At 67.7% G+C, this 22,628-nt stretch carries 17 protein-coding genes and 1 pseudogene; 9 read left to right on the forward strand and 9 right to left on the reverse strand.

Annotated features, from left to right (window positions below; translation table 11 throughout):
- Positions 1 to 9: 9 nt before the first annotated feature.
- The 3 genes from larB to Q7X29_RS14610 all read right to left on the reverse strand — a co-directional run bounded on the left by larB (position 10) and on the right by Q7X29_RS14610 (position 2,838).
- Entirely contained in the window at positions 10 to 684 is a 675-nt protein-coding gene (gene larB / locus Q7X29_RS14600) for a nickel pincer cofactor biosynthesis protein LarB (RefSeq protein ID WP_316574386.1), read from the reverse strand.
- Positions 681 to 1,535: an ATP-dependent sacrificial sulfur transferase LarE gene (gene larE / locus Q7X29_RS14605; RefSeq protein ID WP_316574387.1), complete on the reverse strand. Its 855-nt coding sequence runs from the start codon at positions 1,533 to 1,535 to the stop codon at positions 681 to 683. The genes larB and larE overlap by 4 nt, the downstream gene beginning before the upstream one ends.
- A gap of 70 nt (positions 1,536 to 1,605) precedes the next feature.
- Positions 1,606 to 2,838 carry an MFS transporter gene (locus Q7X29_RS14610; protein ID WP_316574388.1) on the reverse strand — a complete coding sequence of 411 codons (1,233 nt, stop codon included), beginning with the start codon at positions 2,836 to 2,838 and terminating at the stop codon, positions 1,606 to 1,608.
- Between the two features lie 193 nt (positions 2,839 to 3,031).
- On the opposite strand from Q7X29_RS14610, the pseudogene Q7X29_RS14615 reads away from it, so the two are divergent.
- Positions 3,032 to 3,955 (forward strand): annotated as a pseudogene (locus tag Q7X29_RS14615) (LacI family DNA-binding transcriptional regulator); the annotation flags it as partial.
- A 35-nt stretch (positions 3,956 to 3,990) separates the two neighbouring features.
- On the opposite strand, the gene Q7X29_RS14620 reads toward Q7X29_RS14615, so the two are convergent.
- Complete coding sequence (locus Q7X29_RS14620) at positions 3,991 to 5,280, reverse strand: lactate racemase domain-containing protein (protein WP_316574389.1); 1,290 nt, start codon at positions 5,278 to 5,280, stop codon at positions 3,991 to 3,993.
- Positions 5,281 to 5,402: 122 nt separating this feature from the next.
- On the opposite strand from Q7X29_RS14620, the gene uxaC reads away from it, so the two are divergent.
- The 5 genes from uxaC (at position 5,403) to Q7X29_RS14645 (ending at position 13,837) form a co-directional block, all read left to right on the forward strand.
- Positions 5,403 to 6,827, forward strand: a complete 1,425-nt coding sequence (uxaC, locus tag Q7X29_RS14625; RefSeq protein ID WP_316574390.1) for a glucuronate isomerase — start codon at positions 5,403 to 5,405, stop codon at positions 6,825 to 6,827.
- 79 nt (positions 6,828 to 6,906) lie between these two features.
- Positions 6,907 to 8,238 carry an MFS transporter gene (locus tag Q7X29_RS14630; protein ID WP_316574391.1) on the forward strand — a complete coding sequence of 444 codons (1,332 nt, stop codon included), beginning with the start codon at positions 6,907 to 6,909 and terminating at the stop codon, positions 8,236 to 8,238.
- A 45-nt stretch (positions 8,239 to 8,283) separates the two neighbouring features.
- On the forward strand, positions 8,284 to 9,474 hold the full coding sequence (locus Q7X29_RS14635; RefSeq protein WP_316574392.1) for a family 1 glycosylhydrolase: 1,191 nt from the start codon (positions 8,284 to 8,286) through the stop codon (positions 9,472 to 9,474).
- Between the two features lie 77 nt (positions 9,475 to 9,551).
- Positions 9,552 to 12,503 carry a glycoside hydrolase family 2 TIM barrel-domain containing protein gene (locus Q7X29_RS14640; protein WP_316574393.1) on the forward strand — a complete coding sequence of 984 codons (2,952 nt, stop codon included), beginning with the start codon at positions 9,552 to 9,554 and terminating at the stop codon, positions 12,501 to 12,503.
- Entirely contained in the window at positions 12,500 to 13,837 is a 1,338-nt protein-coding gene (locus tag Q7X29_RS14645) for a mannitol dehydrogenase family protein (protein WP_316574394.1), read from the forward strand. The genes Q7X29_RS14640 and Q7X29_RS14645 overlap by 4 nt, the downstream gene beginning before the upstream one ends.
- Before the next feature lie 90 nt (positions 13,838 to 13,927).
- Here the strand turns inward: Q7X29_RS14645 and Q7X29_RS14650 are convergent, their stop codons facing one another.
- Both Q7X29_RS14650 and Q7X29_RS14655 read right to left on the reverse strand, forming a co-directional pair.
- Entirely contained in the window at positions 13,928 to 14,596 is a 669-nt protein-coding gene (locus Q7X29_RS14650; protein ID WP_316574395.1) for an MspA family porin, read from the reverse strand.
- A 66-nt stretch (positions 14,597 to 14,662) separates the two neighbouring features.
- The gene (locus Q7X29_RS14655) at positions 14,663 to 15,361 is read right to left on the reverse strand and encodes an MspA family porin (RefSeq protein ID WP_316574396.1); all 699 of its coding nucleotides are present in this window, start codon (positions 15,359 to 15,361) and stop codon (positions 14,663 to 14,665) included.
- A 558-nt stretch (positions 15,362 to 15,919) separates the two neighbouring features.
- Between Q7X29_RS14655 and mftC the strand changes: the two genes are divergently transcribed.
- The 3 genes from mftC to Q7X29_RS14670 are packed head-to-tail and all read left to right on the forward strand — an operon-like array spanning position 15,920 to position 18,709.
- Positions 15,920 to 16,990 carry a mycofactocin radical SAM maturase gene (gene mftC / locus Q7X29_RS14660; RefSeq protein ID WP_316574397.1) on the forward strand — a complete coding sequence of 357 codons (1,071 nt, stop codon included), beginning with the start codon at positions 15,920 to 15,922 and terminating at the stop codon, positions 16,988 to 16,990.
- On the forward strand, positions 16,990 to 17,691 hold the full coding sequence (mftE, locus tag Q7X29_RS14665; protein WP_316574398.1) for a mycofactocin biosynthesis peptidyl-dipeptidase MftE: 702 nt from the start codon (positions 16,990 to 16,992) through the stop codon (positions 17,689 to 17,691). Before mftC ends, mftE begins: the two co-directional genes overlap by 1 nt.
- Before the next feature lie 49 nt (positions 17,692 to 17,740).
- The gene (locus Q7X29_RS14670; RefSeq protein ID WP_316574399.1) at positions 17,741 to 18,709 is read left to right on the forward strand and encodes an adenylate/guanylate cyclase domain-containing protein; all 969 of its coding nucleotides are present in this window, start codon (positions 17,741 to 17,743) and stop codon (positions 18,707 to 18,709) included.
- 12 nt (positions 18,710 to 18,721) lie between these two features.
- Here the strand turns inward: Q7X29_RS14670 and Q7X29_RS14675 are convergent, their stop codons facing one another.
- The 3 genes from Q7X29_RS14675 to Q7X29_RS14685 are packed head-to-tail and all read right to left on the reverse strand — an operon-like array spanning position 18,722 to position 22,607.
- Complete coding sequence (locus Q7X29_RS14675) at positions 18,722 to 20,116, reverse strand: amidohydrolase family protein (RefSeq protein WP_316574400.1); 1,395 nt, start codon at positions 20,114 to 20,116, stop codon at positions 18,722 to 18,724.
- Positions 20,110 to 21,507 carry a CoA transferase gene (locus Q7X29_RS14680; protein ID WP_316574401.1) on the reverse strand — a complete coding sequence of 466 codons (1,398 nt, stop codon included), beginning with the start codon at positions 21,505 to 21,507 and terminating at the stop codon, positions 20,110 to 20,112. The genes Q7X29_RS14675 and Q7X29_RS14680 overlap by 7 nt, the downstream gene beginning before the upstream one ends.
- On the reverse strand, positions 21,504 to 22,607 hold the full coding sequence (locus Q7X29_RS14685) for an enoyl-CoA hydratase/isomerase family protein (protein WP_316574402.1): 1,104 nt from the start codon (positions 22,605 to 22,607) through the stop codon (positions 21,504 to 21,506). The genes Q7X29_RS14680 and Q7X29_RS14685 overlap by 4 nt, the downstream gene beginning before the upstream one ends.
- Between the last annotated feature and the right edge of the window lie 21 nt (positions 22,608 to 22,628).

Genomic DNA, 22,628 nt, shown 5'->3' on the forward strand with positions numbered 1-22,628 from the left:
CGCCGCCGATCAGGGGAACGGCGCGGCGATCTGCGCCGCGAGATGGCCCGCACCGTAACCATTGTCGATATTGACCACCGACACCCCGGGCGCGCAGGAATTGAGCATCGACAGCAGCGGCGCGAGCCCACCGAATGCCGCCCCGTAGCCCACGGAGGTGGGTACGGCCACCACGGGAGCGCTGATCAGCCCGGCGACCACGCTGGGTAGCGCGCCGTCCATACCTGCGACAACCACAACGACCCGGGCGGAGCGGAGCAGTTCGAGATGTCCCAGGACGCGATGCAGCCCCGCCACACCGACATCGCTCACCAGTTCACAGCTGCGACCGAGATGAGTCGCCGTCGTCCACGCTTCTCGCGCTACCGGCAGATCCGTGGTCCCGGCCGTGACGACGACGATCCGGCCGCCCCTGGGTGCGGGTGGATCCGGCGGCCAGACAACCATCCGCGCAACGGCATCGTAGCGAGCATCGGGCAGCACCCGTGCAATGGCCGCGGCCTGACCGGGTTCGACGCGGGTGAACAGGGTGACCGCCTCGCGCGCACGCATCTCGGCGGCGATCGACTGCAACTGCTCGGTGGTCTTGCCCTGGCAGAAGATCGCCTCGGGATACCCGCGCCGGGCGGTGCGATCGTGGTCGAGTTCGGTGAAAACCGCAGGTTCGGTCCATGATTCGGTCATCGCACCGACACCAGCGGTAGCGTGAAGGCGCCGGACTGTAGACCGGCCAGATCGAGGGCGACGAACCGGAAACCGGCTGCCCGCACCGCCGCCTGGATCTGCTCGCGCAGCGGGGCGACGGCCGCCCGCGCGATGTCGGCGTCGGCCACTTCGATGCGGGCCACCTCACCGTGATGACGGACGCGAAACTCACCCAATCCCATACTCCGCAAGGCGTTCTCGGCGCGTTCGATCTGGCTCAGCTTCTCCGGGGTCACCTCGGAGAAATGCGGTATCCGCGATGCCAGGCAGGGTGCGGCGGGCTTGTCGGCATTGGGCAGCGCCAGCGCGCGGGCGATGCGGCGGACCATGGCCTTGTCGATGCCCGCGTCGGCCAGCGGACGCAACACCGCGAACTCGGTCGCCGCTCGGGCGCCGGGCCGGTCGCGCCGTTGGGCATCGTCGGCATTCTCACCGTAGGCGATCGAGGACAAACCCTCGCGCTCGAGCAGATCCCGCGAAATACCCTCGAACAGTGCGTGTTTGCAGTGGTAGCAGCGGTCCGGGCCATTGGCGCGGTAGTCGGCGCGCTCACCCTCCCCGGTTGTCAGCTCCACCACCCGCACACCGATCGCGGCGGCCACCTCGTGGGCGGCTCGCAGCTCGGACTCGGGCAAGCTGGGAGAGATGCCGATAATGGCGCACACTCGATCGGAGCCGAGGGCGCGCGCGGCGAGGGCGAGCACGACCGAGGAATCCACGCCACCGGAGAAGGCGACCCCCAGCGGTGCGTGATCACGCACGAGTTCCGCGACTTGGCCTGCCGCGCGTTCGAGTTCACCGGATAGCGGCGTCGTCTCGATGCCAGTCATTGACGTACTCCTGTCGTGCGGCGATCGGTGATCCGGTCGCCTCGGTGTGTCGTAACGTGCGGTCGGCGGCTCATCGCACGCCTGTGACCCGGAACCGGATCACGAAGCCGCCGAGCAGTACCAGCGATCCGGCGAGCAGATAGAGCAGGGTGTAGTTGTCGCCGCCGCCGACGGCCAGGACCAGCGGCGCGATCAGCGGCGCGGTCGACCTGGACACCGTGTGCGCCAGCCCCGCGATGGCCATGAATCGACCCGCTTCCCGCAGATCCGGCAGAATGTCGAGGGTCATGGCCTGGTCGACGGCGGCGAAGGCGCCGATGCCGAAATTGCACAGGCACGCTGCCGCCATGAACATCGCGAGATTCGGCGCGAAGGCGTACGTCGTCGCACCGCAGGCATAGACGATCACCGCGACCAGGATGAACACCCGCCGACTGCCGAGGCGGTCGGAGAGGTATCCGGCGCCGATGGACCCGAACGTCGCCGCTGTCACTCCGGTCAGGCTGATCCACGCGACAGTGTGGGCAACCTCGACCACTTCCAGCTCGAGGCGGTGTGCGAGGAAGAAGGTTTGAAAGGTGGTGGCGAGCGCCAATCCGCTGTAGAAGCAGAACTTTCCGAGCCATTGCCAGGAGAAGTCGGGATAGCGCCGAGGGTTGTACCGATACTTGCGCGCGATTGTTCGCATCGACAGTGGATCGTCGAATACCGCTGAGCGCGTGTCGGTCTCGGCGGCGAACAGCACCAGTGGCAACAACAGCACCAGCCCGATCAAGCCCGGTACCAGGGTGAGTAGTACACCGTGATGAGCCAAGAGCCCGGCGACCACCACGCCGAGCACCGGAGCGCCCTGCTGGGCGAATCCGGTGAAGCCGGCGACGGTGCCACGTTGGTTGCCCGGCAGCTTGTCGGCCTGTAGGGCCGTGATGGAGCTCATCGCGGCGCTCCAGCCGAGGACGGTCAGCACCCATCCGGCCGCCAGCACACCGAGATTCGGTGCCAGGCCGACCACTGCCAACGCCGCAGTGCCGACCACCGCGCCGGTGACCAATACCGGGCGGCGGCGCCCGAACCGAGTCCGCACCCGGTCACTGATCACGCCGACCACCGGCCCTGAGATCAGCGACACCGCGCCGCCCAGACCTGCCAGGTAGCCGAGGTATTCGGGGCGGTCGGGCGCGAGCGCGTCGACCCGAACAGCCAGCGAGAAGGCCAGCACGGTGATGTAGGCCATGAAGGCTCCGCAGCCGCCGAGCATGAGCATGGCGATGTAGCCCGCTCCGACCTTGGGCCTGTCCGTCACGGCAGTCGGAGGGTGCGCTGCGGGCTCGGTCTTCGGCTGCACTGATCTCCTCTCCGCCCGCGACAGCTGCGGGGTCGTTCACCGACCATTCAGCTGATCGGGCGCACCCGACGGCAAGCGGTTGCCGTCACTTGCCCACGGAAGTGGCAAACGGTTGCCAAGTAGCCGACCGGTGGCTAATCTCGCGGCCACGATGAATGAAGTTCCACGCGCGCCCACCATCTACGACGTCGCCGAGGCGGCGGGTGTGGCGCCGTCGACAGTCTCGCGCGCCTTCTCTCGGCCAGGACGGGTGCGCGCGGAGACCGCGACCCGTATCCACGAGGTCGCCGCCGAGCTGGGGTATCGAGCGAATCCGCTCGCCCGAGCACTACAGAACGGCAGAACGTCCACCATCGCGCTGGTGGTTTCCGATGTGACGAATCCGGTCTTCTTCGGCATCATCCGTGGCGTCGAAGCGGCGGCAGCGGGTGCGGGGTATGCCATGTTGCTGGCCGATACCCAGGAATCGGAGACCCTGGAGCGGACGCTGCTCGACCGACTACTCCAAGGAGTCGACGGAGTGGTCCTGGCCAGTTCACGGCTGTCGGACCGAACCATCCGCACGGTGGCCACGCAGCGCCCCGTGGTGGTGCTGAATCGGATCGTGCCGGGGACTCGGTGTGTCATCCCCGATACCGAGTCCGGGGTAACCGCCGCGCTCCGGCACCTGTCGGACTTCGGCCACCGCTCGGTGACCTACCTTGCGGGCCCCGAGGCATCCTGGGCCGATGGCATCCGCTGGCGTTCGGTGCTCGACACCGCCGGTGAGATCGGCCTGAAGGCCAACCGTCTCGGCCCCTATGTACCGACGATGGCCGCCGGTGTCGCGGCCGCGGACGAAGTATTGCGGCAGGCGCCGACAGCCGTGCTCGCCTACAACGATCTGCTCGCCATCGGTCTCATCCGTGGCCTCGGCCAACTGGGGGTGAGCGTACCCGACCAGGTGAACGTCATCGGGTTCGACAATGTCTTCGGTTCGGATTTCTGCACCCCGCCGTTGACGACCGTGGCCGCGCCGTTGCGCGGTATGGGCACCACCGCGTTCCGGGAACTGCACCGGGCGATCCGCGGCGAGCCGATCCGCACGCAGGCGATCGTGTCGCTGAGTACTCAACTCGTCGTGCGTGGCTCGACGGGGCCGCGTAAGCGAAAGAGCACTTCGCCGGCATCGGGGACGACGAGGGTCGCCGGGTCGGCACGCCAGGCGTCGACATCGATTGTCGCGGGGTCGAGATAATCCAGTCCGGCCGCACGTACTCGGTGCTCGGGTATTCCGGTGGCGAGCGTGACGGTGACCCGGGGATGTTCGCCGGTCACCTCGTCGAAGGTGCCCGCCCCGCGCAGGTGGGTCGAATGGGCCAGTACTCCCCAGTGCAGGTGGCTGAATCGGTCCCACTGGCGGACGAAATAGTCGCGGGTGTGGTAGCCGATGTCTTCGATTTCGGGGTGCATCTCGGAGATCGAGGTGATGTTCGGTGCGTAGATGACCACCTGGCCGCCGTCGGCGGTGATCGGTTCCACCTTGTAGAAGCCCTTCGCCGCGGTCCACATGTCGTCGTACTTGGCGGGCATGAGCGAGAGCACCCGCCTGACCGGGGCGTCGAGGTATCTGACGTGCACCTGGGCCGACACCGCTGCGGCCGCCGCCCATGCCGAAATCGGATCCCCGAAAGCGGCGCTGTGCAAGGCGTCGCTGCCCGATCGCACCACCAGGCACAGGGCGTGGCGCTCGCCGGGGACCAGCGTCGCGGCCTCGTGGATGAGCGCGCGCACCGGAGTGATGCCGGTGGTCCCGATGATGTCGCGGCTGGTGAGGAGCGCGCCCAGCCAGTGGGATACATCGATGACTTCGGGACCGGACAGGCCGGGGAACAGGTACTTGTTTCCCCCGGAGAAGCCCACCACCTCGTGCGGGAAAACCGGGCCGATGATAATCGTCACGTCGTGCTCGACGACCGCACGGTTGACGCGCACGTCGACACCGGTGGTCAAGAGTCCATCCGACAGTTCGGCGATCCGATCACCCGTAATCCGACCCGCCATGAAATACGTTGCCGGATCCGACCATTCGTGATTGAGCACAGTCAGATCCGGATACTTCTCGCCCAGTTCGCCGGGGGGATAGCCCAGCCAGTGCGCCAGTCGGTCCTCGCTCATCGCGGCGTGGGTGCCCAGCGCGATGAGGACCGTCATCCGGGTGGCGCGGCCGTGCAGTTCCCCGTGCAGGATCGACAGCAGCAGCGGCAGCGGACAGCTGCGGGTGGCATCGGGGACGACCAGACAGACGCTGCGCCCGTCCAGATCGAGGGACCCCAACTGTTCGGCGACGAAGGCACGCAGTCGGTGCGCGCTCAATTCCTCGTCCGGGCCACCGATGATGGCGGCACGCGGTTCCGGCATGGTCGTCTCCCTCCGCACGTATCACCGAACCATGGCGTCGGTGCGATCGAGTCGGCAAGGCCCGATGACAACTCGGGGCAACCGATTGCCGATACTCCGGGCAACCGCAGAGCATGACGGGTATGTCTACCGTTTCCGCGCCGTACCCGGCACCCCACCCCGACCGGCTGTTCCCGGCCGATCCCGGGGTGCGGTCCGTCGCGCAGCGTATTCACCGCACAGTGCGCGACGAGCGGATCATCTCGCCGCACGGTCACGTCGACGCGCGCGTGCTGGCTGACGACGAGGCGTTCCCGGACCCGGTCGGCCTGTTGGTCACCCCGGACCATTACGTGACCCGGCTGCTGCACGCCAATGGCATCGGCTTGGACCAGCTCGGTATCGGCCGGTGCGAGCTGTCGGAGGTCGAGGCGCGTTCGGTGTGGCGGGTCGTCTGCGCGAACTGGGACGTCTTCCGTGGCACGCCGGTGCGGTACTGGTTCGACGTGGAACTGGCCGGCATCTTCGGCATCACCGAGCAGCCAAGCGTGGACAACGCCGACGCGCTCTACGACCGGATCGCGGACTGCCTGAGCCGCCACGAATTCCGCCCTCGCCGCCTGTACGAGCGCTTCGGGATCGATGTGCTCGCGACTACCGACGACCCCTGCGACGATCTGAGCGCCCACGCGCGCCTCGCCGCGGACCCGTCGTGGTCCGGCCGGGTGGTGCCGACATTTCGGCCCGACCGGTACCTGGAACCCGCATTGCCGGGATGGCGGCAGGCCGTCGACCGGCTGGCGGTCGCATCCGACATCGATACCGGTGACTACGAGGGGTTCCTGCGGGCACTGCGCGAGCGCCGCCGGTATTTCGTCGACCACGGCGCGACGGCAGCCGATCACAGCCACGAAGATGTCGGCACCCACCCGCTCGATGCGGACGAGGCGCGGCGCATCTATCGCGCCGCCCTGGCCGGGTCGGCGACGCCGTCGGAGGCAGTGGCGTTCCGTCGGCACATGCTGTTCGAGATGGCGCGGATGTCCACCGACGACGGGCTGGTGATGATGCTGCACCCGGCCATTCGGCGCAACCACCACCGGCCGACCGAGACCGCCTTCGGACCCGACACCGGGCACGACCTACCGCTGCGCGTGGAATTCACCGACGCCCTGCGCCCGCTCCTGGAGAACTTCGGCACTCATCCGAACCTCAATCTCGTGCTGTTCACCGTCGACGAGACGACCTACTCCCGCGACATCGCCCCACTCGCTGGTTTCTACCCCACGGTGTACGTCGGTGCGCCGTGGTGGTTCCTGGACGCACCCGACGCCATCCGCCGCTTCCACGGCGCGGTCACCGAAACCGCGGGCTATCGCAAGCTCGCCGGATTCGTCGACGACACCCGGGGGTTCTGCTCGATTCCGGCGCGTCACGATATGGCGCGACGCCTGGACGCGGCCGGGCTCGCCCACCTCGTGGCCGAACATCGCCTCACCGAGGACGAAGCCGTGGTCATCGCCCGCGAACTCGTCTGTGACCAGCCGCGCCGGGTGTTCAAGCTGTAGCCGCCCGCGGACGAGCAGTTCATGAATGTGCCTGGTGAACAACGCGATGCAGCACCTGACGTAGATCCCGGAGGATTGTATGCAGCCCGATGAGCCCGCACCCGTGCAACGACTGTCACGGGTGCAGGACGGACCGGCGACAGCGATGATCGACGCGCCCTCGGTGACCAAGAGGAGCGATCTCGCGCCGGTCGGTCGCGGCTTCATCACACGGCTGGTGCTGGCGATCGTCGGAACCGGGGTCGCCTACATCGCTGCGATGGCGTACTCGCTGGCGCTGCGGGTGGATCAACTCGCGCCAGGCCACGAAGAGTACCTCGGATATCTCACCGCCCTCGGCGGCGTGTTGTCGATAGCGCTGCAACCGATTCTCGGTGTGTTCAGTGACCGCACTCGATCCCGCTTCGGTCGTCGTCGGCCGTACCTCGCGGGTGGTGCGCTGGTCGGGACGCTGGGGCTGCTGATCCTCGCGACCGCGCCCGATATGGCTGTGCTGACGGTCGGATGGCTGGTCACGGTTCTCGGTTGGTCGATGGCAGCGCAGACAGCGACGGGCAGTCTGCAGGCCGATCTCGTTCCGGAGGAGCAGCGTGGCCGTATCGCCGGTCTGGCCGGTTTCGCGACGCTCGTGGCTCCGGCGCTGGGTGTCGGTATCGCCTCGCTCGGCACCGGCAATTCGATGGCCCTGCTGTTGGGCCCTGGGTTGATCGGTGCGCTGCTGGTCCTCCCGCTCGTGCTCATGGGGAACGAGGACAAGCCCGCCGCCGAACCGCCCGAGCCGATGCCTCTGCGCGCGTTGTTCGCCAAGCTGCTGTTCGACCCTCGCCGTTTTCCGGACTTCTCGTGGAACTGGCTGGGTCGCTTCCTGTTCTTCGTCGGACTCACGTTCAACACCACCTTCACGACCTTCCTGTTCGCCCAGCGCCTCGGCAAGACCGTGAGCGAGGTCGGCGCGCTGGTGACCATGGTCGCCGGCGCAGGCATCATCGCCACCACCATCGGCGCGCTGGGCGGCGGATTTTTGTCCGACCGGTTGCGTCGTCGTCGCGTGCTCGTGCTGATCGCCGGGTGCGTCTTCGCCCTCGGCGCCGTCGTCATGGCACTGTCCGGCGGTATGGCGGGTCTGATCGTGGGTGCTGCTCTGTCCAACCTGGGAATGGGCGCGTTCTCCGCCGTGGATCAAGCGGTGCTGCTGGATGTACTGCCGGACCGTCGAGAGGCGGGGCGGTTTCTCGGAATCATGAACTACGCGACCCAGATTCCGCACGGCATCGCGCCCTTGGCGGCCTCGGTGCTGCTCGCGCTCGGCGCGTCCGGGGAGAAGAACTACACGGCCCTCTACCTGGCCGGTGGTGTGTGCACCGTGCTCGGCGGAGCCGTGATTCACCTGCGGGTCAAAGGCAGTCGCTGACGGCTGTTCGCCGACCGACTCGAAAACCTCGAAACAAGGATTCCTATGACGACCGAACTCCCCTCCGGATTCCTGTGGGGCGCCTCGACCGCCGCCCACCAGATCGAGGGCAACAACGTCAACAGCGATTGGTGGCAGCGCGAACACGCCTCGCCACACCTGCAGCACAGCGGTGACGCGGTGGACAGCTACCACCGCTATCCGGAGGACATGCGCCTGCTCGCCGAAGCCGGGCTCATTGCCTACCGGTTCAGCATCGAATGGGCGCGGATCGAACCGGCGGAAGCCCACATTTCGCGCGCCGAACTGGCCCACTACCGCCGAATGATCGACACCGCGCGCGATCTCGGCCTGGAGCCGGTTGTCACCCTCCAGCACTTCACTGTCCCGCGCTGGTTCGCCGAGGACGGCGGCTGGATGGACGATCGCGCGATCGCGCGATTCGGGCGCTATGTCGAAGCGGCCGCGACCATCCTCGGTGATGTCGCCTGGGTGTGCACGATCAACGAGCCCAACATGCTGTCGATGATGATCGCCCTGCAGCAGGCGACGAGGGATGCCGGGGACGGTCCGACAATGGAACGGCGTCGCGCTCGTCGTCTGCCCGATCCGGATCCGCGGGCAGGTGAGCGGTTGGCGCAGGCGCACCACACCGCGAGGGCGATTCTGAAGCGGCACACCGATGCCGCGGTCGGCTGGACTGTCGCCGCCGGGGCGCTCACCGCGGCCCCGGGCAACGAGGAGACGTTGCGTGCGATCCGCCACGTCCGCGAGGACCAGTACTGGGAAGCCGCTCGCGGCGACGACTTCGTCGGCGTGCAGTCGTATTCGAGCCAGGCCGTGGACGAGAACGGAGTGGTCGCGCATCCGGACAGTCCCGACAACACACTGACCGGAGCCGCCTACCGGCCCGACGCGTTGGGTATGGCGGTCCGCCACGCGTGGGAGGTGACCGGCGGGGTCCCGATTCTGGTCACCGAGAACGGCATCCCCACCGCCGACGACCAGCGTCGCATCGCCTACACCGAGGCAGCGCTGCGTGGCCTGTTCGCCGCCGTGGACGCGGGCGTCGATGTCCGGGGCTACCTGCACTGGTCGGCCATCGACAGTTTCGAATGGGGTCACTGGGAGCCGACTTTCGGCCTCATCGCGGTGAATCGGGAAACCTTCGAGCGCACTCCGAAGCCGAGCCTGGCATGGCTGGGCGCGACCGCACGCAGAGGTGGCCTCGGTTGAGCGGCGATCACATCCGGACAGCTGTCACTGCCATGCCCTTCGACGATTCCGGATTTCACGCGGTCGGTCGATTGCCCATGCACGGACTGCGGCGCGAACCAGAATTCGTCATGGACGGTGCGTGGGACTTCCAGCTGCTGGAGACGCCGACGCAGCCACTGGGCGACCAGTGGAAGCAGGTGACGGTGCCCGAGCTGTGGACCATGCGCGAGGACTCGGATCGCCCGCACTACACCAATATTCCGATGCCCTTCGAGGACATGCCGCCGCGGATTCCGGACCGCAATCCGACCGGGGTCTACCGTCGCGAGGTCGACTTGCCCGCGCTCGACGATCGGCGGGTGATTCTGCACGTCGGTGCGGCCGAGGGTCTCCTCCGCGCGTTCGTCAACGATCAGCCCGTCGGGGTGAGCACCGATTCGCATCTGGCGGCGGAGTTCGACATCACCGACGCCACTGTGCGCGGAGCCAACACGGTGGTACTGGTGGTGTCGAAATGGTCGTCGATGTCCTATCTCGAGGACCAGGACCAGTGGTGGCAGTCGGGTCTGAGCCGCCCGGTGTACCTGTACACCGTGCCCCGCCGACGGATCGCTGATCTGCGCGTACGCGCCGACTACGTGCCCGCGACCGGACACGGTGCGCTGCACGCCGAAATCACCACGGCGGGGCTGGACCATCTCGTTGAATCCGAATGGACCGTCGAGGTCCAGGTGCTGGGCCGGACCGAAACAGTGCCGGTCGCGCCACGGCGCCCGGCCCCCGCCCTGCCCGCGCCGGTCGAAGATCGCGCGACCCGGCCTCAGCCGAGCCTTCCCGCGGACATGCTGGATCTGCTGTCACTGCGGGCGGCGGACGCGCCGATTCCGGAGCGGCTGGCCCCCTTCGCCCCCCGGTTCGGCAGCTCACTCGAGCCCGTGACGGCCGCCGGAAATGCGGTAGTCGAGTACGACGATCTGCAAGTGCGGGCGTGGACCGCCGAGACGCCACGACTCTACGATCTTCAGGTCCGATTGCGCGCACCGGATGGGACAGTCGTCGACAGTACTTCGATCCGGATCGGATTCCGGCGGGTGGAGATTCAGGGCCGCGATCTGCTCGTGAACGGGCAACGCATTCTCATCCAAGGCGTGAACCGCCACGATGTGGATCCCCGGACCGGCCGCGTGATCACTCGGGCCGATCTGCTGGCGGAGCTGTCGCTGCTGAAAAGATGCAATGTCAACGCGATTCGCACCGCGCACTACCCGAACTCGCCGGATTTCACACAGCTGTGCGACGAACTCGGCTTCTATGTCGTGGCCGAGGCCGATATCGAGGGCCACGCCTTCGCTGCCACGCTCTGCGACGATCCGCGCTACCTGCCCGCCTTCGTCGAGCGGGTCTCCCGGATGGTGCTGCGCGACCGCAACCACCCGTCGGTGATCATGTGGTCGCTGGGTAACGAAACCGGCTACGGAGCCAACCACGACGCCTCGGCGGCCTGGCTGCGCCGCTTCGACTCCAGGCCGGTGCACTACGAGGGCGCGATCGCCCTCGACTGGCACGGCGGGCACGCCGCGACCGATGTGGTGTGCCCGATGTATCCGTCCTTCGACGCGGTGCGCGCCTACGCGAACGACCCGCGTGCCGATCGCCCGTTCATCATGTGCGAATACGCGTACTCCCAGGGCAATGCCACCGGCGGCCTGGCCGAGTACTGGCGGATGATCGAGACACTGCCCGGCTTACAGGGCGGCTTCATCTGGGGATTCAAGGATCATGCCCTCGACCCCGACGGTGACGGAAAGTACCGCTACGGCGGCGATTTCGGCGACGGCCCGAACAGCGGACCCGTACTGCTGTATGGCATCGTCTACGCCGACGGTACGCCCAAACCGGCCTGGTACGAGGCTCGCGGGCTGTTCGCCCCGGTGCGCGTCGTCTCCACCGCGGATCAGGCGCTGGCCGGTGCGCTCACGTTGCGCAATCGGCACAGCTTCGCGGATCTGAGTCGCTACCTGGTCGAGGTTCAGGTCGAGACCGACGAAGGCCCCGTCGGTGCTACCTCGCTCGATGTGGGCGCGCTGGCGGCCGGGGCGGAGACGACCGTCGAGCTGCCGGCAGGCATCCGCGCACTCTTGACCGGGCGCCCACTGGCGTTGACGGTGACCGTGCGGACGAGGGACGCGGCGGTATGGGCCCCAGCAGGAACAGTTCTCGCGCACGAACAGGTGCGGTTCGCGCGGCCCGAGGTGACATTCCCCGCCACCGGGGCGACTGTCGAGGTCGATGCGGACGGTGCGCTGTGGCACCCGCTGTTGCGTCGAGCACCGCGGCTGTGTCTGTGGCGTGCTCTCACCGATACCGACCGCGCCGTGAAGATGGACCAGCGATTCGTTCGTTCCGGATTCTTCCAGCTCACCCCGAAGACCGTCGAGATCGAGCGCGCGGACGACGCGGTGACAATTCGAACGAGGTTCCTCACCGCATTCGGCGACGAGGTACAACACACGCGAACGGTGCGCGCGGTCGCCGTCGCCGACTACGTCATCACCGAAGCGGTCCAGTTGCCCGAGGGAACCCGGGACGGCTTGCGGGTGGGCGTCGAATTGGAGCTCGTCGACGGTTTCACCGACGCGCACTGGGTGGGGCTCGGTCCGTGGGAGAACTACCCGGACCGCCGCAGTTCGGCTCAGCTGGGCAGCTGGCACAGCGTTGTCGACGACCTGTCGGAGCCGTACCTGCGCCCCCAGGAGAACGGCGGCCGCGGCGAGGTGACCGAGCTGGTCCTCACCGGCCCGGCCGGGACGGTCAGTACGACCCATCAGCCGTTGCACATGACCGTCGGCCGGTATACGACGGAGCAGTTGGAAGCGGCGGCGCACTGGTGGGAACTACCGCCCTCGGATGCCACCGTCGTCCACCTCGATGTCGCGCATCGTGGGCTCGGGGAGATTCTCGGACCGGATACCTTGCCCGAGTTCCGGCTGGACCGTACCGACTACACGTGGCAGTGGCGGCTGCGGCTGGAGTCGGGGATATCGTGAGGAACACCTTGTTTCGCAGTCGACCGGCTCCGCCGGTACGCATCCTGCACCTCGGTCTCGGCAACTTCTTCCGCGCCCATCAGGCGTGGTACACCGCGCACGCCTGCGACGCGGACGCCTGGGGCATCGCGGCATTCACCGGCCGTGGCCCCATCATGGCCGATACCCTGAGCGCGCAGGATGGCCTGTACACCCTCGTCACTCGGGCTCGCGAGGGGGACGAGTTCGAAACCGTCCCGGTGCTGAGCGAGGGTCACAGCGCCGGTGACCATGGCGTCTGGCTGGGCCGTTTCGCCTCCCCGGAGGTAGCGATGGCGACACTGACGATCACCGAGGCCGGGTACACCCGCACCGGCGACGGTGCGCTGGATCTCGAGAATCGCACTGTGGCAGAAGATCTCGTCGCACTGCGCGCTGATGCGCGAGCGGTCGGCGTGACCGCGGTGGCGCGCTTGGTGGCGGGACTCGCCGCCCGGCAGGCCGCCGGGGCAGGCCCGATCGCGCTCGTACCCTGCGACAACCTGCCCGACAACGGCGCCGTCCTTTCCCGAATCGTCCGAGAGTTTGCCGACTCCGCACTTCCGGCGCTGGGTGGGTGGATCGACTCCCATGTCAGCTTCGTCACCTCGGCCGTGGACCGCATCACGCCCGCCACCACCGCCGATGATGTGGCGGCTGTCGAAAGCGCGCTCGGCTACCGGGACGCGGCTCCGGTGGTCACCGAGCCGTTCCGCGAATGGGTGCTGTGCGGTGATTTTCCCGCGGGCCGCCCGCGGTGGGAGACAGCGGGTGCCGTGTTCACCGGCGACATCACGCCCTACGAACAGCGAAAACTGTGGCTGCTCAACGGGGCTCATTCGATGCTGGCCTACACCGCCCCGCTGCGGGGGCACCGCACCGTAGGAGAGGCGGTCCAGGATCCGGTGTGCCGGGACTGGCTGGAGCAATGGTGGCGGGAAGCGGGCCGGTACATCGGCCTGCCCGCCGTGGAGCTCAGCGCATATCAGCGAGCACTGATGGACCGGTTCTCGAATCGCCGCATGCACCATCAGCTGGCACAGATCGCGATGGACGGTTCACAGAAACTTCCGGTGCGCGTGCTGCCGGTCCTGAAAGGCGAACGCGCGGCCGGGCGGATACCCCGGGCGGCCGTCCGAACGATCGCCGGATGGGTCTGTCATCTGACCGGTAGCGGTGTACCCGTCGTTGATTCGCGCGCCACCGGTGTGCGTGATGCGGACTCGGCGCTGGCACTGCTCGACTCGACGCTCGTGACAGACCGGGAACTGCGCGTGGCAGTCGACGAACAAGCGCGGCTGCTCCTGCGGCAATGAGCGAATGCGCCCAGCAGCGAACAGCGGGAAACCCCGCCCGGGATGAGGGGGTCAAGAACCGGGCGGGGTTTCGGGACTGGAGACTTCCGCTCAGCCGAGGCTGAAGGGCCGCCCCCAGAGTGTGACGTCCTCGATCGCGTTCTCGGTCTCGATTTCCACCCGCACGAACGCGCGAGCTTGAGCGTAACCGGCGCAACCGGACAGACCGATGGTCGAGTTCTTCCAGGTAACTCCGCCCTTACCGCTTCGGAAGGGATTGAAATTGGTGTGGCTGCTGTTTCCGAACGGGTCTTCGCGCTCTTGATCGAGGATGTAGAACGACTGAGCCTGGCCGGGACCCAGGCTCAGGTTGCCACCGGCGTTACTGCTCGGGTTGGGCCGGTTGCCCTCCCAATCGGAGCTGTACCCGGCACCGCCGCTGACGCCACCGCCGTCGATGTTGACCTGGCAGCCCACGACGTAGCCGGGCCGAATCTTACCCAACTTGAGGGGGTTTCCGGTCGCCACCACCTCAGCGGTGCCCGACACCCACGCATTGCGATGCAGTGGTGTCGAGCCCATCGACGGACTGATATTCGCCGATTCACCGACCAGCTTGACGTTGACGACGGTGCCGTCGCCCAGGGTTTCGGTGATCTCTCCGCCGGGGAGCGGGACGAAAGTGTCGCCACTGGCGGTCCCGGTTGTCAGCAGCCCCATGGCGGTGGCTGCGGCAACGCACAAGCCGGCGGCCCGTGCGAACTTGTTGTGGTCAGTCATTATCTCAGAACCTCTTCGGGTTGGAAGTCGCCTCGGCGAGAAAGGGATCGGCATTTCCGGACCGCATCAGCCGATGCTGAAAGGTTGCCCATAGAGGGTGGCCTTGGAGTGATGCTCGCCGATGATTTCGATGACGGTGTACGAGCGCGCCTGCGCGTAGCCTGCGCAACCCTGAATTTCGATTTCGAAATCTCGGTATCCGACGGAGTAATGCCCTGGCTTGAGGATGTCCTTGCCGCTGACGCCAACGAATTCCACATCGCCGGGCCCGAGTTTCACGCCGCCGGTGGCATTGACTCCGAATCCGCTTGCGCTGACGTTCGCGGACAGGCCGGCCGAAATGGCATTGTCGGCGATATTGACCTGGCAACCGACGATGTACCCGGTATTGATCCGGGAAGCGCCGTGCGTGTAGGAGTTGTCCGAACCGGGTCGGTTGCTGGGCGCCGTGCCCGGCCCTGCCTTCTCGACGATTCGTGTTTCGGTCACCTCCGCGGTGATATTCGCCGACACCCACACCACGCGGCCAACTCCGTTGGCGGCCATGGACGACGACACCACCGCGTGTTCACCGGTACGGGCGATCGACGCGCCGTTCGTCGACTCTGCGCCATCAGGAAGTGGAACGAAGACGTCCGCGCTGGCAGCGCCGGTGGACAGCAAGCCGAAGACCGCTACTGCGGCGCAGCCCAGTCCGGCCAGACGGGCTGCGGTGACCGCCCCGGTGGCGACCGGATTAGTTGAATTCATCAGGTTGACCCTCATCTCGATCGAAATAGTGCAGGCATTCGGAAATGCCCTCCCGTGCGGTCGGAGAACTCGCCGGAAGTTTTCGGAGGTCGGCGTTCTGCGCGCTTTGTCGGAAGCGCGTTCTGTGAAAGCCGTGTGTGGCTGTCGACCTTGAGCGCATTGCCAGTGATCGACCCGGGAGGTTGACAGTGGCCCCGATCACACGGTGTGGTCATACTTTATTACCGAACAAATTGTCCGCAACCTGTTGCCATGAGTTGCCGTTGTCGGCGAAATCTCGATTCCAGGATGGACAAAAGGGGCATCGGGTCGGTTGCTTCCGTCTGGGTGCCCGGCAGTCCCGGGCGCCGCCCGCTGGTGGGTCTCGCTGAGGTGGGTGTAATGCCACGCCGGGGAGGCCTGTCGGTCGAACGGGGAGATCTCGCGGAGAAGGCATGGTCGAAGTGCTCCTGTCGGCGGCTCGGCGCTGGGCGGTTACCCGCCACCGATGGGCCTTGTGCAATGCGGAAATAGCGTTATCGTGTAGGAGAATAGCATTTTCATCTGTGACGGATCCTCGATTCGGGAGTTGCCATGAGCGAGAACATCCTCGATGAGATCGACACCGCCCAGCCCCTGGTGGGCCGTTTCCGGCGAGGGTTCGACACCCCTGTGCGTCTGAGATGGGAACTGACCCGCGCGGTGGACCTGGCTGCGCGCAGTCCGTCGAGACCGGCACCGCGCGACCCTGGGGAACTGAGCGCCGTCGAGTGCCTTGCCCTCATCGACGAGTTCGAGCGGATACCCGTTTCCCACGTCGAGATCGGCGGCGGGGAACCGACGGTGCGCGACGACTTCTGGGACCTGCTGGACTACGCCACCGGCAGGCACCTGTCGGTCGAATTCCGCACCAGCGGCGCTCGGATCACTCCTGCCGCAGCATCCAGAATCGCCACGAACGGCCATGTGAACGTGCAGATCTCGCTGGACGGTGCCACCGAGGCCGTGAACGACGCGGTGCGCGGACGAGGCTCGTACCGGACCGCGGTGCGGGCGATGGAGCTACTGGCCTCATCGGGGGTCTACGACTTCGAGATCTCGGTGGGGGTGACGCGGCACAATGTCGCGCAACTCGACGGCTTCCTGGTGATCGCCGATCTCTTCGGTGCGCAACTACGGCTGAATCTCTCGCACTGGTCCGGACGCGGCACGGTCGCGAAGGGCGACCCGCACGTGCGGCCGCCGCAGGAACCCGACCTCTACCGCTGGTTGCGCGAACATGCCGAGCAGGTACGCACCGATGACTCGTTCCTCCCGTCGGTGGGAGACAGCGAGACACCGCCCGGCTCGATCATGGGCGATATGGGCGGGGCGGTCTGTCTGGTCGACTCGATCGGCGACGTGTACGCCCGTCGACTTGTCGGCTACGACGACTCCAGTGCGGGAAACATCCGTGCGCCAGGCGGTTTCGAACGAATCTGGCGAAGCTCGGGCCTGCTCACCGGGCCACCGGGAGGCCAGGTCGTGGTAGCGGCCGACCATGGTGGTGCCCTGCGATCGCCGGTGGATCACTCCCGCCGGGTGTACGCCGCGACGACCATCTCCGCGCGTGCTCAGCACGAGACGCCGCGTGCCGACTTCACTGCACCCGAGAGGAACGCGTGATGCGCAGATCGCGTCGACTGGCCGACCTTTCCTGGACCGATGCCCGTGACCTGGCACTGTCCGGCGCGATGCTCGCCGTCCCGTTGGGTTCGACCGAACAGCACGGCCTGCATCTGCCGCTGTCCACCGACACCGACGTGGCCGTGGCGCTGTGCAACGAACTCGCCTACACTCGCTCCGACTTGGTGGTGGCGCCGGCGGTGACCTACGGGTCCAGCGGAGCGCACGCCGGATTCGCTGGCACCCTGTCCATCAGCCAGGAAGCGATCGAGCTGCTGGTCACCGAGTTGGGACGATCTGCCTGCCGGACTTTCGACCATGTGCTGTTCGTGTCTGCCCACGGCGGCAACGCGGACCCGGTCGGCCGGGCGATCAGCCGACTGTGCGCGGAATCGTTGGACGCGCGTGCATTCACGCCGCGCTGGGTCGGCGAATCCCACGCCGGTCATACCGAAACCGCTCTGATGCTGGCCATTCGGCCGGTGTCCGTGCGGATGCACCGCGCTGTTACCAGCAGTGCCGAACCGGTGCGCGCGCCCAGGCGTGAACTGCGGTGCAGCAGTGTCGCGGCGGTGAGCGAGACAGGAATTCTCGGTGATCCCGTCGGCGCCACCGGACTGCACGGCGGCCTGCTGATGGACTGCATGGTCACCGAACTGACCATGCAGGTGGCGCAGTGGCGCGGCGAACGTGCGGCGTGAGGATTCACCGATCTGTGTGTGCCCCGGATCAGTGAGCGCGACGGTATCGATGTCTGCCACCGAAACCGAGCACGACGCTTTCGCCGAACGGGAGGCGATTCCCGTCCAGTCGGTGCTCGGTGAGCCGCGCCGCTACCGAGCCGGTGAGGCGGCCGCCGCGGCCGGGATCTCGCTGACCCGGGCACGACGGTATTGGCGGGCACTCGGGTACCCGACGGTCGCCGACGGGACTGTCGAGTACACCGCTTCCGATGTCGACATTCTGCGCTTCATGGCTCGTTTCGTCACCGACGGAGTGGTGGACGAGACGGAATCCCTGCGCTTGATCCGGGTGCTCAGCAGCTGTATCGCGAGTCTGGTGCAGGTGCAGGTGGAAATCGTCACCGGCCGGTCCGAGGGCGTGGCCGATGTGACCCTGGATGGTCTGGCCAACCGGGTGCCGGAGATCCAGCAGCTGTTCGGTCAGATCTGGCGTCGTCAACTGGACGGAGTGATGTACACAACCGCACCGGCGAGTGCCCGCGACGAGCGTGCCCCGACCGGCGTAGGTTTCGTCGACATCGTCGGCTTCACCGAACTGAGTCGACACCGCTCCGATCTCGAGTTGAGCCGTATCGTCGCCCGCTTCGAATACCGCACGACCGCCGTGGTGGCCGAATGCGGTGGCGCGGTGGTGAAGACGCTCGGTGACGAGGTGCTGTTCACCGCCGACGGCGCGGCCCCGTTAGCCGATATCGCGACCCGGTTGCTGGCCGGTTTCGACGGCGACCCCGATATCCGCGGTCTGCGAGTGGGATTGGCACTGGGTCCGGTCGTCCGGCAGCTCGGCGACGTCTTCGGCACGACGGTCAACCTCGCCAGCCGGCTCACCCGGCTGGCCGAGCCGAACACGATCGTGGCCGATCCCGCCATGGCCGAGTCCCTCGCCGGACACCCGAATTTCGGTCTCCAGACGCTCCCGGACACCGACATCCGTGGCATCGGTCGTATCGTCCCGGTACTGCTGCGGCGGTGCTGAAGGCCGTGACGGTCATCTCGCGCGATAGACGCATTCGCCGTCGACGATCGTGGCCGCGACCAGCTCCGCGCTCGGTGTGCCTGCGACATCGGCGGGTGGCACCGACAGCAGTGTGAGATCGGCGAGTTCTCCCCGATCCACTGTGCGCGCCTGCGCCGGTCGGTCGGGTCGGCCGCAGAACAGGGAGATCGCGGTTGGCAGGTCGACGCTCTCGGACCGGCTCCGTCGATCGGCGCCGACGAACTGCCCCGTGGCGGCACGAATCACCGACCAGGGGTCCGAACTCCCGAATGGTGCGTCGGTGCCTGCCGCCACGTCGACGCCCGCCGCGAGCAGTGAACCGAGCCGCCACAGGTCAGCGTGATCCGCTCTCGAGACCTCCTGTGTGTACTGCTCGGCGCGTTCGACGGCGAAGTGCGGTTGGGTCACGACGGTAATCCCTCGCTCCCGCAACCACTCTCGCGCCCGCGCAGGAATGATCGCACCGTGTTCGATGCGATCCCCGGTGAACCTGCCCGCCTGATCCATCGCCGCCATGGTGAGCGCCAGCTGTACCCGGGTGACGCAATGGACCGCGACGGCGCGCCCTGCGGCGTGCGCGTCCCGGATGCGGTCGACGAAGGTGTCGAACGTGGGCAGCGTGTGGTCGTCGAGCAGAATCTTGGTCGGCCCGCCGGTGAATCGCCGCACCGGCGGTGCGGTGACCCAGGGCGGCGTCATGCAGTGCACCCGCTGCGCAATTCGCCCCGCGGCGACCTCGCGTGCCAGTTCGTCGACCTCGCGTTGCGTCAGGTCCGGTGTCGCCTCGGTGAAGCCGGTGATTCCCCAGCTCGCGGCGCGGCGACTCATCGCGGCCGAATCCAGTGTTCGCCGGCGCAGTCGCTCCCGCAGCCAGGAGTCCATGCGCCAGAGCCGCCCGGTCGCCCGGCCCTCGGCGTCGCGTTCCACTCCGGGTAGCGGGCAATCATCGACCCCCACCTCGGCGCAGGCGCGCGAATTGAGCATCCACAGGGCTCCGGAGCGGTGCTGGACGCGCACCGGGCGTTGGTTCACGATGGTGTCCAGAACCTCGCGATCGAGCTGTCCGGCAACGGATTCGTGATAGCCGACCCCGCGAATCGACTGCTCGGCGGGAAGTTCGATGTCGGCACGGCGCAGCCGCGCGACCAAGACATCCGGGCCGAGGATATCCGGCGGCCCGAGGCGGACCGATTCGTCGGTGGCGGCCAGTGCGCGCAGATGCACGTGGTGGTCGTGGAGACCGGGCAGCAGCCACCCGCCGCCGGCCTCGATCACCTCTTCGCCCGAAAGCGGACGCAGGCCGGTCCCGCAGTCGATAATGCGTCGTCCCGACCATCGGACATCGGTGTACTCGGCCCCGAACACCGTCGACCCCCGGATCAGCACGGCGTCCCGATCATAGCGACCGGCGGGGGACCCGACACCGCGCGTGCGCCGCCGTGGTGCGCGCAGTCGACGAACCACTCACCATCCTCGGACCGGACGTGATGCGGTCCGTGCGAAAGGGGCGGTGCCGCAGCGAAAGCCGCCGCCACCGCCCGCATGGACAGATCGAGAAGAACTCCACCGCCATCGCGCACCGCGCACGCCACCGCCAGCGCGCCGCACAGGCCGGTCAGCGGATCGGCGACGGCATCGCCACAGAACACCGGCTCGTCACCATCCCACCCGACCAGCCCACCGGCCGCGGCGGCGTCGTCGCCGAAAGCCACGGACAACGGTCGGTCCCGGCCGTAGCCGGTGAGGCTCAGCCACACCCGACCCGGGCGGTGCGGGCGATCGTGCGGCGCCAGGCCGAGCTGAGCGAGGGCTCGCGGTCGCGAAGCCTCGATGACGATGTCGGCCGCGTCGAGAAGCGCCGCCAACTCCGTTCGGCCGGAATCGGATCGGAAATCGATGACGCGCACCTCGTGACCCGCGTGCAGCGATTCGAAGAATCGGGGGTCGCCCACTCGGGCGCCGTCACGTCGCCGCGTGCTCTCCACCTTGACGACCCTGGCGCCCGCCGCGCCGAGTATCCGGGCGCACAACGGTCCGGCCCACAGCGACGACAGGTCGACCACCAGGCGGCCATGGAGGGAATCGGTGGGTGCGGGCGCGGCGATTCGCGTGGTTCGCCACGGTGGGACCTTCGCGGACAGTGTGGTTCGGCCGGGCAGCGCCGCCGCGGGCACACCGAGCAGCTGCGCCCGCTCCGCCAAGGCCGCGGCGGACCATCGCGGGGCCGCGGATTCCAGTGCCGCCCACGGTTCATCGACCTGCCGGGTTGCCAAGAGCGCCGAGACGGAATCGAAGTCGTCGGCTCGCGCGAGCGTTATCGCACACCAGCCGTCCGCGGTGCGCAGCAGTCGACTCGCACCACCCGCGGACCGCTGCCCGCTGCGACGGTAGCCGAGCAGTCCCGCACGGCCGAACAATGCCGCTGCCGGATCGACGTCGACGGCCGTGCCCACCTCGCCGGTCACCCGGCCCAGCATGTGCGTGACCTCGCGGGCCAGCCCGAAGGCTGGGGCGGGGGAGAGCAGTGGGGCCGCGTCGGCGTACCCGGTCAGTGCCATCCCACCCGATGCCGCCCACGCCAGCGCTGCGCAGCGATCGTCGTCGGCGTGCCAGGTCAGTGCCGTCTGACCGGGCGCTGACCTGGCCGGTGCCGGGCGTTGATCGGCGCACTCGACGGCGTGCACGGCCGCTGGGGCAAGGCTTGTCACCCAGGCTTCGGCGGTCGGCCGCGGGGCGCCGAGACGCCGGCCGGGTGCGCGATACGTCAGCTTGCTCATCGGCCCGGTTCCTCGATGCGGTCCACCAATCCCCAGCGGAGCGCCGTGGTAGCGGACAACCGATGCCCGGTGAGCATCAGCCAGGCGGCACGCCAGCGGCCGATCCGGCGCGGAATGCTCACGGTGCCACCAGCGCCCGGTACGAGGCCCATCCGGACCTCGGGGAGCAGGAAATAGGTGCCCGGCGCGGCGACAACCGTGTCGGCGAAGGTCGCGAACTCGGCTCCCGCGCCCACGCACGCGCCGTGTACGCGCGCGGTGATCCGGTCGCGGACCCTGTCCATGATCCGCCACGGCGCGCGGTCGAGCCGGACCAGGTAGGCCGATACCGGGTCGGTGGCCGTGCCGAATTCGTCGAGATCCCCGCCGCTGCAGAAGGCCGTCCCCGCACCGCCGAGTTCGATATGGGTGATCCCCGGATCGGCCGCGGCGACGTGCATGGCGTCGAGCAGCTCCTCACGCATGCGCACGCTGAACGCGTTGCGTCGCTCCGGATGATCGAGCACGATCGACAGGCGATCTGCCGCACGGTGCACTCGCACCAGTGCCGATGGTCGCGGTCGCGCCGGGCGGGCCGGGCCACGTTCGGCCAGCCATCGCGCGAACTCGTTGCCGCCCAACAGCATCGAGTACACTGCAGCCTCGTCGGCGAGGGCGCCGATGGTGTCCGGCGGGCCGGTCCGGCGTAGCAGCTGCCCGCACGCGAGCGCCGCCTGCGGCGAGTGCGCCACCGCGCGACGCAGCTGATCCAGTCCGGCCTCCAGATCATCCACTCGAACGAGCTGGGGGAATGGATTCGGGTCGGGCAGATCGGTCAGTGTGCAGGTGGTGGCGGCGAGTACCGGAGCCAGAGCCATGGTCGGCGGACGTCGCAGCACCCCGATCACGAGTGGGAGCGCGTTGTCTGCGGCCTCGGCGATCCGGGAGATCGTCGTCGGATCGGCGTCGTGGAGGTCATCGAGTTCGATGACGAACAGCGGCCGGCGCGGCGCGCCCGTGCTCGAAAGTTCGAGATCAGCGTAGGTCAGACCGTCGTGCACCCTGAGATCGGCGCGCCGGGGCACCGCGACATTTCCGGACAGGTGCGGAGTTACTGTCATGGCGCACAACGCCTTTCGTCG

Origin of the sequence: Nocardia canadensis (assembly GCF_032656385.1) — a bacterium.
Taxonomy (GTDB): Bacteria; Actinomycetota; Actinomycetes; order Mycobacteriales; family Mycobacteriaceae; genus Nocardia; species Nocardia canadensis.